Genomic DNA, 13,847 nt, shown 5'->3' on the forward strand with positions numbered 1-13,847 from the left:
GCGACGGCGACCCGGTGCCGCTCAGCTGGAAGCCGCGCGAGATGTACCTCACGCTCGACGTAGACACCCGGCTGCAGACGAAGCCACGGCCCCGCTTTCGACGCGAGAGACAGAACGCTCGCAGGCACACCACGAGAGAGCAACTGCTCGCGGGAGTACATCCCGGAACCGAGGCCCCACCACAGCTGCTCCGATCGCATTCCCCGATGCTCTGGCATCCTGATGCACGCCCGCTCGCCTGCGGTCGGGATCCGTGGACAGCCGGCTCCCGCCGCCGCCTGTGCAGGAACCCTTTCCGCACCCCCGTCCCTCGCCGAGATGACCGTCGTTCGCCGAGAAGACCCGCCATGACGGCGAAACCCAGGTCATCTCGTGAAACGCCGGTCATCTCGCGACACCGCCGCGACCGGCCACCCACCCGATCAGGAAACGCGCGGGGCCGGGAGCAGCGCCTGGGTCATGCGCACGATGCGCGTGGGCGTCCGGGCGCCGAGCCACACGGTGCAGACCGGAGACTCCCCGCACGCCCACTCGGCGCACCAGGCGTGGATCGCCTGCGCCAAACGCTCGCCACGCGGACGGATCCGGCCGCCGACCGAACGATCGAGCCAGCTCACCCGCGCGTCGCCCGCGTCGAACGGCTCGATCTCCCGCACCCCCGACATCTCGATCGCGATCGTCACGTGCGCCGCGGGCGACAGCGCGGCAGCGATCCGCCGCATCTCGGGCAGATTCCTCGCGTCGCCGCCCAAGAGCACGGCCCCCTCGAGCTCGCACCAGCATCCACCGTCGGGGCGACGGAGGTGCTCGGCATCCGGAGTCATGACCTCAACTTAGGTCACCCTTACTTCGATGACAAGACCCCGGATGCCGACGCGCCGAGCGTCACACGAGATCCGCCGTCGAGCGGGGTTAGGGTCGAACGCATGTCCCCCGAGCTCGTCGCCTCCCGCAGCGCCGACCTCGACGCCCGGATCGTCGCAGATTCGCGTGATCGCGTCGCCTGGATCCGCGCGCGTTCGCGCGGGATCACCGCGACCGACGTCGCCACCCTGACCAGCCCGAACGCGATCGCGCGCGCAGCGGATGCCAAGCTCATGGGCTCGAACTTCTCGGGCAATGCCTTCACCGCGCACGGCCGTCGGCGCGAGCCCGAGATCGCCGCGTGGGTGGCCGCGACGCACGGCATCCAACCTTCGTCAGCCCTGTACCACGCGGTCGTCGAGAAGCGGCACCTGGCCACTCCCGACGGCGTCGTCGTCGACGGCGAGGGGCGCGTCGTGCTGGCCGAGATCAAGACGACCAACAAGGCCTGGCGCTCGATCCCCCGCACGTACATGCGGCAGATCTGGTGGCAGCAACACGTCCTCGGCGCGGAGCGGACCCTCGTGGCGTGGGAACAGCACGACGGATTCGTGCCCCTGCACGATGAGCCGCGCTGCCAGTGGATCGACCGCGACGAGCGGGAGATCGCCAAACTCGTGGGACTCGCGACCTCGCTCATCGACGAGCTCTACCGCCGCACCATGCAGGCGCGCCAGCCGGCCCCGGCTCGACAGGAACCCACGGAGAGGTATCGCGCCCTCGCGCTCCTTGATTAATAGTTGACGCAAGTCAAACATCAGGCGTATCGTTGACATCAGTCAACTAATCGCGCCACCGTCGTCGCGGCATCCGTCCCCCTTTTCGTGGAGTTCCGCATGACCACCTCTTCTCCCGAGACCACCGCCGCACGGCGCGTGCTCCCGGCCCTCATCGGGCTGCTGCTCGGCACATTCGTGTCGATGCTCGCCTCGACCGTCGTCTCGACGTCGCTACCGGTCATCGTGCACGACCTGTCCGGCGACCAGAACGCCTACACCTGGGTGATCACGGCCACCCTGCTCACCACGGCGATCTCGACCCCCATCTGGGGAAAGCTCGCCGACCTGTTCAACCGCAAGGTGCTCATCCAGGTCGCCATCGCGATCTTCGTGCTCGCCACCGCCGCGGCAGGATTCTCGCAGAACACCGACATGCTCATCGCCTTCCGCGCGGTGCAGGGCCTCGGCGCCGGCGGCCTGGCCGCCCTCAGCCAGGTGATCATGGCCGACATCATCAGCCCCCGTGAGCGCGGTCGCTACATGGGCCTGTTCGGTGCGGTCATGGCCGTCGCCACCGTCGGCGGTCCGCTCCTCGGCGGTGTCATCACCGACGCGTTCGGCTGGCGCTGGAACTTCTTCGTCGCGCTCCCCTTCGCCGTCGCCGCCCTCCTGATCCAGCAGCGCACGCTGCACCTGCCTGCACGCGCGAAGCGGAAGGTCAGGATCGACTACCTCGGCATCGTGCTGCTCTCGACCGCGGTCTCGCTCATCCTCGTCTGGGTCACCAACGCCGGGAAGTCCTTCGACTGGGCCAGCACCGAGACCATGCTGATGGTCGGCGGCGCCGTCATCGCCGCGATCCTGTTCGTCGTCGTCGAGCTGCGCTCCTCCGAGCCGCTCGTGCCGCTCACCCTGTTCCGGGATGCCACCTTCACCCTCGCCACGATCGCCTCGATCGCGACGGGTCTGGCGATGTTCGGCACCTCGGTATTCCTGAGCCAGTACATGCAGATGGCGCGCGGCGCCACGCCCACCGAAGCCGGCGTCATGACGATCCCCATGATCGGCGGCCTCCTGGTCTCGTCGATCGTCGTGGGCGCGCTCATCTCCCGCTTCGGCCGCTGGAAGCCGTTCCTCATCGCCGGCGGGGTGCTCCTGATCGCCGGGTCGTACCTGCTGTCGACGATCCACTACGACACGAACTTCACCCTCGTCTCGATCTACATGTTCCTGCTCGGCGCGGGCGTCGGCATGACGATGCAGAACCTCGTCCTCGTTGTGCAGAACACCGCGAACCCCACCCAGATGGGCGCAGCCAGCTCGGGCGTGACGTTCTTCCGCAGCCTCGGCGGCACGATCGGCGTCTCGGTCATGGGAGCCGCGCTCGCCAGCATGGCCACGAGCCTGTTCACCGACCGGGCCGAAGACCTCAAGGCCGCCATCATGGGCCTCGGCGCGAACGGCGCATCCGTCGCCCAGTCCCTGCAGTCGGGCACCATCCCGCAGGTGTCGACGCTGCCCGACAGCGTGCGCGTCATCGTCGAGGACATCTACGCCCAGTCGATCGCCCACTCGTTCCTGATCGCGGTGCCGGTCGCCGTGGTCAGCCTCATCGCGATCCTCTTCCTGCCGAACCGTCCGCTGACCCGCATGACGACCACCGAGCGCGTGGCGGCGAGCGAGGCGGACTTCGCCACCGTGTCGGTTCCGGCGGGCATGTCGACGCTGGCCGCGACCGGTGCGGTGCCGACTGAGGATGCCACTCCCTCCCGCCGCGCACGCCGCGAGGCTCAGATGCGAGAGGATGTCTGACGTGACGAGCGAACCGAACGACGAGCGCCGTGAGGCTGTGCAGGCCCTGGAGGCGTCGTTTTCGGAGCTCATGACCGTGTTCCGCCGCTTCGTCTCCGAGGCGGCGGAACGCGTGAGTCCCGGGATGCTCCCCGCGACCTTCAAGGCCCTGTCGGTCGTGAGTCGCTTCGGACCGCTCACCCTCTCCGCCCTGGCCGAGCGACTGACCGCGGACAAGGGGTTCCTGAGCCGGGCGATCAGCGAGCTCGAGGACCTGGGTCTGGTGACGCGGGCCCCCGACCCCAACGACGGACGCTCCCGCCTGATCTCGGTCACGGAGTTGGGTCACCAGCGCCTCGCCGACGCCCGCGCTCCGCACGAGAGCAGACTGTTCGAGGCGTTGGCGGACTGGTCGGTCGACGACATCCAACACCTCTCGACGCTGCTGCACGCCCTCGCCGTCGGCGAGGTCCCCGCGAGCGACTGAGCGCCGCACGCCCGTTCGGGCCGACCGCGCGTTCGCTGCGAGCGGCCCGGCTTTCGCTGAGTGTGCGAAACACCCGGATGTCTTTTCGGTGTCTTTTCGGATCGCCCGGGTGTCGTGGACACTCGAGCGGCGCGTTCACGCCCGCCGCGCGCTCTCGGAGGCCCGAGGAGCAGACGCCCGCGGCGTGGGCAGACCGCACAACGCCCCGGCCAGGCGCTGAACGGCCCGTCGCGACACGGTGACCGAGGTGTAACACCGCGGAGACAATCGCGCGATTGACTGGGGGAACCGCGGCGGTGCCGCCGCCCGTACGCGAGAGAGAGCGCCCGATGAGATTCCGATCGACGCGTCCCGAGACGAGCATCGACCCCGCCCCCGCGGTCCCCGACACGATGCGGGCGGTCGTCTTCGATGCTCCCGGCGCCGCCGACGCGCTGCGGGTCGCCGAGATCGCGGTCCCGACACCCGTGCTCAGCGAGGTGCTCATCCGGGTGGTCGCCGCCGGCATCAACCCCATCGACGCCAAGACCCGCGCGGGCCGCGGAATGTCGGGCGCGATCGACGCGTGGCCGTCCGTTCTCGGGCTCGACGTGTCCGGAGTCGTCGTGAAGGCCCCGTTCGACGCGCACCCCTTCCCCGTCGGCACGGAGGTGTACGGCATGGCCGCGGTCCCCCGCACGCCCGGCGGTTACGCCGAGTACGCCGTGGTCCCCACCCTGTCGCTCGCGCGCAAGCCCGCCGCCCTGTCGTACGTCGAGGCCGCGGGCGTCCCGGTCGCCGCGCTCACCGCGTGGGGCCTCGTGGTCGAGACCGCTCTCGCCCACCAGGGTCAGCGCATCCTCGTGCACGCCGGAAGCGGCGGAGTGGGGCACTTCGCGGTCCAGTTCGCCGCGTACTTCGGCGCACACGTCATCGCCACGGGGTCTCCCCACAACCTCGACTGGCTGCGCGACCTCGGCGCCGCCGAAGTCGTGGACTACACGTCGACCCGCTTCGAAGACGTCGTGGCCGACGTCGACGTCGTCATCGACCTCATCGGCAACGTCGCCGACGAGACGGGAACGCGATCGCTCGAGGTGCTGCGTCCCGGCGGTCTGCTGATCGAGGTGCCGACCGGCGCCTGGCCGGGATTCCGCGAGGCGGCCTCGGCGCGTGGCATCCGGTCCACCGATTACAAGACGATCCCCGACGGCGCAGCGCTCGCCACGATCGGTCGCCTGATCGACTCCGGTGCCGTGCGCGTGTTCATCGACCGGGTCTTCGACCTCGATGACGCAGCCGCCGCGCATACCGAGCTCGAGCGCGGACACACCCGCGGCAAGATCGTGCTGCACGTCAGCGACGACTGACTCAGCCGTTCGCGAGCACCCGGCGTCCTTCCTCGACGACCTCCTCCGCGATGTCGTCGAGGAGGGAGGACGTGAGATTCCACTGCTGCCAGAACAGCGGCACGTCGATCGGATCGTCCCCGAGGCGCACCAGCGTGCCCTCGGCCAGGCCGGCGGCCGACTGGAAGCGCGGCAGCAGCCCCCATCCGAGGCCCAACTCGACGGCGGTGGCGAAGTCCTGGGATGCCGGAACCCGGTGCCGCGGCGGGGCCCCCGCCGCCACTCCCCGACGCACCAACCACTGCGTCTGCAGGTCGTCGCGACGGTCGAAGTCCACCACGGGCGCGTCCGCCAGCGAGGCCGCATCGACCCCGTCGGCGAACCAGCGTGCCGCGAACGACACCGTCGCCACCGCTTCGTATCTGAGGACGCCGAGCCGACGCACGCGGCATCCCGCAACCGGGGTCTCACGCGAGGTGACCGCCGCCATCACCGTGCCCGCCTCGAGGAGGCCCGCGGTGAAATCCTGGTCGTCGCGGTGCAGATCGAACACGACCGGTCGATGGGCCGCCACGCGCGCCAGCGGCGGCAGGAACCACGTGGCGAGCGAGTCGGCGTTCACCGCGAGCGGGACGGATGCCACGGCCCCGTCCTCCGTTCCGATCGCCGCGAGCGCATCGTGTTCGAGGAGCGCGAGTTGGCGCGCGAGACGCACCACGGCGTCGCCGGCCTCGGTCGTGCGGACCGGCTTCGAGCGGACCAGCACCACGCGACCGAGCTGATCCTCAAGCGCGCGGAGGCGCTGACTCACCGCGGACGGAGTGACGTGCAGGCGGCGGGCCGCGGCATCCAGGGTTCCCTCCTCGACGACGACGGCCAGCGTGCGGGCGAGATCGAGGGGAATCGACATGAAGCGATGCTAATGGCCCATCAGAATCCTGAGCTGGGCTTTCGTTCCGCGCACCCCTATCGTCGGAGCGTGCTCGCTCCCCTGCTCGCCGGTCTCGGCCTCGGCTTCTCGCTCATCGTCGCCATCGGCGCGCAGAATCTGTTCGTCCTGCGCCAGGGTGTTCGACGTGAGCACCTGTTCGCCGTCGTCGCCGTCTGCGCGGTCTCGGACGCGATCCTCATCCTCCTCGGCGTCTCGGGAATCGGGCTCGTGCTGCAGGCGGTCCCCTGGCTCATCGTGGTCGTGCGCTGGGCCGGTGCCGCATTCCTCGTCGGATACGGCGTCCTCGCCGCTCGGCGGGCCGTGCGTCCGAGCGGCGAGACGCTGCGCATCGACACCGCCGCGTCCCCGTCGATTCCGGATGCCGGAGCCACGATCGTGCAGACCCGCCCGGCCCGCACGACCCTCGTCGCAACCGTGCTGACCTGTCTCGCCCTCACCTGGCTGAACCCGCACGTCTACCTCGACACGGTGTTCCTGCTCGGCTCGGTCGCGTCCACTCACGGTGACGGGCGGTGGGCGTTCACGCTCGGCGCGTGCGTGGCGAGCCTCGTGTGGTTCTCGGGCCTGGGCTTCGGTGCCCGCTTCCTCGGGCGATGGCTCGATACGCCGCGCGCGTGGCGCATCCTCGACGCGATCATCGCCGTGGTCATGTTCGCGCTCGCGCTCTCGCTCGTGCTCCCGCACTGAGCGGCGATCGCGTCCGTTCCACCATCGCCAGGTTCAGGGCGGTTCGCGCGCCCCGACGTGACGAACGCGCCCCGAGCTGCCGGAGGCTCGGCGACGAGAATGGACCCATGCGAAAAGTGACCATCACGGTGCACGGACGGGTGCAGGGTGTCGGGTTCCGGTATGCCCTGCGCGAGGAGGCGCAGCGCGCGGGCCTGCGAGGGTGGGTCCGCAACCGACGCGACGGCACGGTCGAGGCTCTGCTGTCGGGCGATCCGGCGATCGTGGAGGACGTCCTCGCGTGGGCGCATCACGGCCCACCGTCGGCCGCGGTCGATCGGGTCGAGGTCGCGGTCAGCTCCGAGACGGCCCCCGACGCCTTCGAGATCCGCGCGACCGTCTGACCCGCGCGGTCACCTAGCCAGGCAGCCCCGCGCGGAGTTCCGCGAGCACCTCGGACGCGTCGTCGAGACGCGCGAGACCCGCGGACTGCCCCGCCCACAGCGACACCAGGTCGTGCTCGCCCGCCGCAGCCGCCGCGGCGCGGAACACCCCGGTCAGCCAGTTCTGTGCGGGGAACGGCGCGATCATCCCCGTGGCCTCGAGGTCGCGCATCGCGCGGTTCGGGATGCCGCGCGCCAGGCGTCCGCTCATCGCTCGCGTCAGCACCGTGTCGACGTCGGCCGCCGCAGCGATCGCGTCCCGGTGACCCGGGGTCGCGGCCGACCGCCGGGTGCGCAGGAACGCGGTCCCGACCTGCACTCCGGCCGCACCGAGCGCCAGGGCCGCCGCCACCCCGCGTCGGTCGGCGATCCCCCCGGCCGCGATCACGGGAACGTCCACCGCGTCGACGACCTGCGGGATCAGCGCGAACGTGCCGACGAGCGACTGCGCGGGGTCCCGCAGGAACGACACGCGATGCCCGCCCGCTTCCGCTCCGGTCGCGACCACCGCGTCGACCCCCGCCGCATCGAGGGCGACCGCTTCGGCGACCGAGGTGGCCGTACCGAGGACGCGGATGCCGAGGTCCCTCGCGCGAGCCAGGGTGGCGGCATCCGGAACCCCGAACACGACGCTCAACACGTCGGGTCGCGCGGCGAACACGGCGTCGAGCTGCTCGTCGAGGGGCGGAAGGAAGGATGCCGGGGGCACGGGTGGCGCGACACCCGCGGCCGCGTACAGGGGCGCCGCACCGCGGAGGAAGGGGTCGACGTCGACGTCGTCGGGGGTGACCTCGTCGCCGCGCGGGAGCCAGAGGTTCACCGCGATCGGCCCCGATGTCGCCGCCCGTAGAGCAGCGATCGTGTCGTGGATGCGGTCGGCCGTGTATCCGTACAAACCGTACGAGCCGAGGCCGCCGCTGTCGCTGACCGCCGCGGTCAGAGCGACCGAGGAGAGGCCGCCGAAAGGACCGAGGACGATCGGGACGTCGATGCCGAGCAGGTTCTCGAGGCGCATGCTCCGACGCTACCCGGGCCGACGCGCGTCCGCTTCGGCGGAGCCAGCCCCGCGATCGCGCGACGAGGCGACCGCGGCGACGGGCCGGCGTCAGGCGGGATCGGGGCCGTCGAGGGGGCGCAGCAGGCGGTTGAGGAAGCGCTGCGTGCGCTCCTTCTTCGGCTGGCGCAGCAGCTCCGATGGCGCACCGCGCTCCACGATCACGCCCTCGTCGAAGAACAGGACCTCGTCGGCGACCTCGCGCGCGAAACCGAGCTCGTGAGTGACGATGACCATCGTCCAGCCCTCGTTCGCGAGCTCGTGCAGCACGGTCAGCACCTCGCCGACGAGTTCGGGGTCGAGAGCACTGGTGGGCTCGTCGAAGAGCAGCAGCTGCGGCTGAAGCGCCAGGGCGCGCACGATGCCGACGCGCTGCTGCTGTCCGCCGGAGAGTTCCGAGGGGTACGCGTCGCGCTTCTCGGTCAGTCCGACGCGGTCGAGCAGCGTCACGGCGCGCGCGACGGCCTCCGCTCGCGGGACACCGTGCGCCTGCACCGGCCCCTCGATCACGTTCTGCAAGACCGTGAGGTGCGGGAAGAGGTTGTGGTGCTGGAAGACCATCGCCGAACGGTCGCGCAGAGCCATGCGATCGGCTTTGCTCACACGTCCCGCGAAGTCGACGCTCGGTCCTCCGTCGAACGCCACGACACCGGCATCCGGAGTCTCCAAGCCGTTGAGGCAACGCAGAACCGTCGTCTTGCCGGAGCCCGAGGGGCCGATCAGCACGAGCACGTCGCCGCGGCGCACCTCGAGGTCGACGCCGTCGAGCACGCGGTTGGCGCCGAAGCTCTTCTTGAGGCCCGTGACCTGCAGCAGAGGAGTCTCAGTGGGCGACATGGCGGTCCAATCTCTTCTCGAGCGCGTTCTGCCCGAACGACAGCACCAGGCAGAACAGCCAGTAGATCAGAGCCGCCTCGAGGTAGACGGCCATGAACTCGTACGAGAACGCGGCGATGTTCTGCGCCTGACGGAACAGCTCCGAGACGAGGATGAGGGATGCCAGCGAGCTGTCCTTCACGAGCGAGATGAACGTGTTCGACAGCGGAGGCACCGAGACGCGAGCCGCCTGCGGGAGGATGATGCGCGTCAGCGTCTTGCGCGGCGAGAGCCCCACGGTGTGAGCGGCCTCCCATTGCCCGCGCGGGACCGACAGGATCGCGGCGCGGATGACCTCGGCGGCGTACCCGCCGACGTTCAGCGAGAACGCGATGACGGCCGCGGGGAACGGGTCGATGGTGACGCCGACCGCGGGCAGGCCGTAGAAGATCACGAACAGCTGCACGAGCAGCGGCGTGCCACGGATGATCGAGATGTAGAACCGGGCGAAGCCGGAGAGCACGACGTTGCGAGACAGCCGGAGCAACGCCATGAGAAGCGCGATGACGAGGCCGATCGCGAACGAGGCCAGCGACAGGGGGATGGTTCCCCGCAGTCCCGCCAGCACCATCGGCCAGAACGAGTCGAGCATCAACGACCAGACGTCGTTCATGGGCCTCCTTCTTCACACGGGCGGGGCGCCCGCTTCACACGGGCGCGTGCCCGGGATCCATCACGCGGGGGCGGACCGCCCCGCTCCACGCTAGAGGTGAGGAGAGGGCGGTCCGCGGGGCTTTACAGCGCGTGCTTACTGGGTGACGTCCTCACCGAAGTACTTCTGGCTGATCTCCGCGAGCGTGCCGTCGGCGCGAAGCTCCTCGAGAGCACCGTTCACGGCCTCCGCGAGCTTGTCCTGGCCCTTCTTGAACGCGAAGGCGCTCTCGGACGTGTCGTCGGTCTGGGCCGCGATCTTCAGGCCCGTGGGGCTGTTCGTCTTCTCGTAGTCGAGGTAGGTCAGCTGGTCGTTGATCGTGGCATCCACACGACCCTGCTTGAGCAGGGCGACGGCCTGAGCCCAGCCCTCGACGGCCTCGACCTGCGCGCCGCTCTGGGTCGCGAGCTCGTACCAGTTGCTCGTGAGCGACTGGGCGGTGGTCTTGCCCGCGAGGTCGGCGAAGCTCGAGATCGAGGTGTCGCCCTCCGTGGTCACGATGACGCCGCGCGAGACGGTGTACGGGTCGCTGAAGGTGTACTTCTGCTGACGTTCCGGGTTGATCGACACCTGGTTCGCGATGACGTCGAAGCGCCCGGCATCCAGGCCCGCGAAGATCGCGTCCCACTGCGTCTCCTGGAATTTCACCTCGAGGCCGAGCTTGTCGCCCACGGCCTTCGCGATCTCGACGTCGAAGCCGGTCAGGTCACCCGCGCCCTCGTGGAACGAGAACGGGCGGTAGGTGCCCTCGGTCGCGACCGTCAGGGTGCCGTCCGAGACGAGGCCGTACTCCGATCCCGCACCGGGGGTCGCTCCAGAAGTCGTGCCGCCGCTGCAGGCGGTCAGCGCGAGGGCGCTCAGACCCAGGGTGGCGGCGAGGACGGTCAAACGGCGACGGGGCATAGCTGTTCCTTGGTGGTGGGGTTGGGGGGTGAGGCGCGAGAGCGCCTTCCAGCACAACACGGAGCGCAGTGGGAGTCTTCCCGGATGACGTCGTGTTGCACGTCCGTGCAGCTGCGGAGTGCTGCTGACACGCGGAAGCCCCGCCGGCGCGAGGCGCAGCGGGGCTTCCGGTGACGGTCGTCAGACGAGGACGTTGACGTCCAGCGGGATGCCGGGACCGAACGTGGTCGAGACAGCGCCCTTCTGGATGTAACGGCCCTTCGAGCTCGACGGCTTGAGGCGGACGATCTCCTCGAGCGCGGCCTTCAGGTTCTCGTCGAGCTGCTCGGCCGAGAACGACGCCTTGCCGACCACGAAGTGGACGTTGGCGTGCTTGTCGACGCGGAACTCGATCTTTCCGCCCTTGATCTCCTCGACGGCCTTGGCCGGGTTGGGGGTCACGGTGCCGGTCTTGGGGTTCGGCATGAGGCCGCGGGGTCCGAGGACCTTACCGAGGCGACCGACCTGGCCCATGAGCTCGGGCGTGGCGACGGCCGCGTCGAACGCGGTGTAACCGCCGGCGACCTTCTCGATGAGCTCGGTGCCACCGACCTCGTCGGCGCCGGCGGCGAGAGCCGCCTCGGCCGCGGGGCCGTTGGCGAAGACGATGACGCGCGCGGTCTTACCCGTGCCGTGGGGCAGGATGACCGTGCCGCGGACCATCTGGTCGGCCTTGCGGGGGTCGACCGAGAGCTTCAGCGCGACCTCGACGGTCGAGTCGAACTTCTTCGAGCCGGTCTCCTTCGCGAGGGCGACGGCCTCGGTCGGGGTGTAGAACGTGTCGGGCGCGACCTTCTCAGCGGCGGCCCGGTATGCCTTGGACTTGGTAGCCATTGTTATCTCCCTCAGTCCTCAACCGTGATGCCCATGGAACGGGCGGTGCCGGCGATGATCTTCGAGGCGGCCTCGATGTCGTTCGCGTTCAGGTCGGGCTGCTTGGTCTCGGCGATCTGACGCACCTGCTCCTTGGTGAGCTTGCCCACCTTGGTCGTGTGCGGGGTGGCGGAGCCCTTCTGCAGGCCGGCGGCCTTCTTGATGAGCTCGGCCGCGGGGGGCGTCTTCAGGATGAACGTGAAGCTGCGGTCCTCGTACACCGTGATCTCGACGGGGATCACGTTGCCGCGCTGCGACTCGGTCGCGGCGTTGTAGGCCTTGCAGAACTCCATGATGTTGACGCCGTGCTGACCGAGCGCGGGGCCGATCGGCGGCGCCGGGTTGGCGGCACCGGCGTTGATCTGGAGCTTGATCAGGCCGGTCACCTTCTTCTTGGGTGCCATATCCTTTTCCTCTCTCGAGCGGGTGCCTCGCGGCTCCCTCTCTCCCGCACGTCCGGCGGTTCCGGACAGCGGTCGTCGCCGTGCTGACGCACGAGCAACCTTCACATCATACGCCACGTCGCGGCATCCGGTGTCTGGCGTCTGGCGTCTGGCGTCTGGCGTCTGGCGTCTGGCGTCTGGCGTCTGGCGTCTAGCGTCCGGCGTCGCGGGTGGGCGGGGTCACGGCGCGGGTGGGTGCCGGGGGGCGGGGCCGCGTCGCTGGCCGGCGGGGCGGTCCGCGGCGCGGGTGGGCGGGTGCGGCACGGCGGTTCCCCCACGCATAAACGCTATCCGCGCGCAGAAACGCGATGTGCACGTGTTTCTGTGCGTGAATCGCGTTTATGCGGCGACCGCGCCGGTGGTTATCCACAGGCGTCCCGAGCGGCGCGCGAGAACGTGGCACCCTCGCGGAATGGACACCGCACCCCGGGCGCTCCGCGCCTCGCCCGCACCGCTGATCGTGGCCTCGGGCGCGCCGCGATCCGGACCGCCACTCTGGCGCGACGAGTCGATGCTGCGCGTCCGCTCGGGTGTGTACACCGTTCGTACCGCATGGGACGGCCTCGCACCGTGGGAGCGTTACCTGGTGCGAGTCCACGCGTTCGCCGTGGCACGAAGAGATGCGGTGTTCTCGCATGAGTCCGCCGCGGCGCTGGTCGGACTGCCGGTGTTCGGGGAGCCGCGCATGATCCACATCTTCGACGGACGTCGCGCGCGGTCGGTGTCTTACGGCGACGTCACCGTGCACACGAGCGCTGATCCGCGATCGACGTGCGAGGTGGCCGGCATCCGGATCACGACCATCCCGAACGTCGTCGTCGACCTCGCGCGCGCTCTCCCCCCGGCGCTCGGGCTGGCGGTCGCGGATGCGGCGTCACGGACGTTCGGCTTGGACGCCGAACAGTTCCTGGAACGTCTGCTCGAACAGAGCAACACGTTCGGAGTGCGCCGGGCGCAGTGGGCGCTGACGCGCGCCGTCCCGATGGCCGAGTCGCCGGGAGAATCGATCAGTCGAGCCGTCATCGAGTGGTGCGGGTTCCCCGCTCCGGCGCTTCAGACGGAGCATCAGGTCGCGGGGCGCACGTACAGGTCGGACTTCTGCTGGCCGGAACATCGAGTGATCGGCGAGAGCGACGGGTGGTCGAAGTACGGCCTGCATGATCCCGCTGCGGCTGCTGAAGCGCTGCGCGCGGAGAAACAGCGCGAAGACGCCCTTCGCCGACAGGGGTGGCGCGTCGCACGCTGGGACTACGCGGGCGCTCTCGGGGTCGACGCCCTGCGCGACGCGCTGCTCGCGGCCGGGTTGCGTCCGGTGCGACGCCCCGACCTCGCAGCCCTTTCAGCCGTGGGTCGGAACCCGCGCTCGACCTGAGCCTCGGCGTGCTGCGCGGTCCGTTGCGCACCGAGACGTGCAGAAGCGAAGCCCCGGCCGACTGGGGCAGCCGCGCATAAACGCCGTTCGCGCACAAAAACACGTGCACAGCGTGTTTATGTGAGCGGATCGCGTTTATGCGAGCCGGAAAGGCGGGACGGCGAGCACGGCACGCAGCGCGGGGTGCGCCCATAAACGCCGTTCGCGCACAAAAACACGAGCAGAGCGTGTTTCTGCGAGCGGATCGCGTTTATGCGTGGCCCACACAGCGACCGCGCGTGCAGGAACCCCACCGAGGCCGCGCGGGCGGGACCCCACACGCACCGAGGCCGCGCGCACGTCCGACGCGGGACGAGCCGCGGGGAACGGCGAACGCCCCGCCGGC

General features: G+C 69.9%; 16 protein-coding genes. 7 read left to right on the plus strand and 9 right to left on the minus strand.

The window, feature by feature from the left end; translation table 11 throughout:
* Together P2P98_RS11635 and P2P98_RS11640 are read right to left on the minus strand one after the other, a co-directional pair.
* The coding region (locus tag P2P98_RS11635) for a hypothetical protein (RefSeq protein WP_275799973.1) at positions 1-200 on the minus strand (200 nt) is incomplete at its 3' end.
* 222 nt (positions 201-422) lie between these two features.
* A complete protein-coding gene (locus P2P98_RS11640; RefSeq protein WP_275799976.1) occupies positions 423-824 on the minus strand; it encodes a hypothetical protein in 402 nt (133 codons plus the stop codon).
* A gap of 102 nt (positions 825-926) precedes the next feature.
* On the opposite strand from P2P98_RS11640, the gene P2P98_RS11645 reads away from it, so the two are divergent.
* From P2P98_RS11645 to P2P98_RS11660, 4 genes are all read left to right on the plus strand, one after another.
* Positions 927-1,601 carry a YqaJ viral recombinase family protein gene (locus tag P2P98_RS11645; RefSeq protein WP_275799978.1) on the plus strand — a complete coding sequence of 225 codons (675 nt, stop codon included), beginning with the start codon at positions 927-929 and terminating at the stop codon, positions 1,599-1,601.
* Positions 1,602-1,700: 99 nt separating this feature from the next.
* A complete protein-coding gene (locus tag P2P98_RS11650; RefSeq protein WP_275799980.1) occupies positions 1,701-3,395 on the plus strand; it encodes an MDR family MFS transporter in 1,695 nt (564 codons plus the stop codon).
* Positions 3,388-3,861 carry a MarR family transcriptional regulator gene (locus P2P98_RS11655; RefSeq protein WP_275799981.1) on the plus strand — a complete coding sequence of 158 codons (474 nt, stop codon included), beginning with the start codon at positions 3,388-3,390 and terminating at the stop codon, positions 3,859-3,861. Before P2P98_RS11650 ends, P2P98_RS11655 begins: the two co-directional genes overlap by 8 nt.
* A gap of 329 nt (positions 3,862-4,190) precedes the next feature.
* Entirely contained in the window at positions 4,191-5,210 is a 1,020-nt protein-coding gene (locus P2P98_RS11660) for an NADP-dependent oxidoreductase (RefSeq protein ID WP_275799983.1), read from the plus strand.
* A 1-nt stretch (position 5,211) separates the two neighbouring features.
* On the opposite strand, the gene P2P98_RS11665 is transcribed toward P2P98_RS11660, so the two are convergent.
* Complete coding sequence (locus P2P98_RS11665; RefSeq protein WP_275799984.1) at positions 5,212-6,099, minus strand: LysR family transcriptional regulator ArgP; 888 nt, start codon at positions 6,097-6,099, stop codon at positions 5,212-5,214.
* 69 nt (positions 6,100-6,168) lie between these two features.
* On the opposite strand from P2P98_RS11665, the gene P2P98_RS11670 reads away from it, so the two are divergent.
* Together P2P98_RS11670 and P2P98_RS11675 are read left to right on the plus strand one after the other, a co-directional pair.
* On the plus strand, positions 6,169-6,828 hold the full coding sequence (locus P2P98_RS11670; RefSeq protein WP_275799985.1) for a LysE/ArgO family amino acid transporter: 660 nt from the start codon (positions 6,169-6,171) through the stop codon (positions 6,826-6,828).
* A gap of 107 nt (positions 6,829-6,935) precedes the next feature.
* Positions 6,936-7,211 carry an acylphosphatase gene (locus tag P2P98_RS11675; protein WP_275799986.1) on the plus strand — a complete coding sequence of 92 codons (276 nt, stop codon included), beginning with the start codon at positions 6,936-6,938 and terminating at the stop codon, positions 7,209-7,211.
* Positions 7,212-7,224: 13 nt separating this feature from the next.
* Here the strand turns inward: P2P98_RS11675 and P2P98_RS11680 are convergent, their stop codons facing one another.
* The 6 genes from P2P98_RS11680 to rplK all read right to left on the minus strand — a co-directional run bounded on the left by P2P98_RS11680 (position 7,225) and on the right by rplK (position 12,051).
* On the minus strand, positions 7,225-8,265 hold the full coding sequence (locus tag P2P98_RS11680) for a DUF561 domain-containing protein (protein ID WP_275799988.1): 1,041 nt from the start codon (positions 8,263-8,265) through the stop codon (positions 7,225-7,227).
* 90 nt (positions 8,266-8,355) lie between these two features.
* Entirely contained in the window at positions 8,356-9,141 is a 786-nt protein-coding gene (locus P2P98_RS11685; protein ID WP_275799989.1) for an amino acid ABC transporter ATP-binding protein, read from the minus strand.
* Positions 9,128-9,793, minus strand: a complete 666-nt coding sequence (locus P2P98_RS11690) for an amino acid ABC transporter permease (protein ID WP_275799991.1) — start codon at positions 9,791-9,793, stop codon at positions 9,128-9,130. Before P2P98_RS11690 ends, P2P98_RS11685 begins: the two co-directional genes overlap by 14 nt.
* 135 nt (positions 9,794-9,928) lie before the next feature.
* Positions 9,929-10,735, minus strand: a complete 807-nt coding sequence (locus P2P98_RS11695; protein WP_275799993.1) for an amino acid ABC transporter substrate-binding protein — start codon at positions 10,733-10,735, stop codon at positions 9,929-9,931.
* A gap of 180 nt (positions 10,736-10,915) precedes the next feature.
* On the minus strand, positions 10,916-11,608 hold the full coding sequence (rplA, locus tag P2P98_RS11700) for a 50S ribosomal protein L1 (RefSeq protein WP_058595376.1): 693 nt from the start codon (positions 11,606-11,608) through the stop codon (positions 10,916-10,918).
* Positions 11,609-11,619: 11 nt separating this feature from the next.
* Positions 11,620-12,051, minus strand: coding sequence for a 50S ribosomal protein L11 (gene rplK, locus P2P98_RS11705; protein ID WP_058595375.1), 432 nt, complete (start codon positions 12,049-12,051; stop codon positions 11,620-11,622).
* 451 nt (positions 12,052-12,502) lie between these two features.
* On the opposite strand from rplK, the gene P2P98_RS11710 reads away from it, so the two are divergent.
* Positions 12,503-13,462 carry a hypothetical protein gene (locus P2P98_RS11710; RefSeq protein WP_275799996.1) on the plus strand — a complete coding sequence of 320 codons (960 nt, stop codon included), beginning with the start codon at positions 12,503-12,505 and terminating at the stop codon, positions 13,460-13,462.
* Positions 13,463-13,847: the final 385 nt, after the last annotated feature.

It is taken from the genome of Microbacterium sp. Kw_RZR3 (genome assembly GCF_029222405.1).
GTDB lineage: Bacteria > Actinomycetota > Actinomycetes > Actinomycetales > Microbacteriaceae > Microbacterium.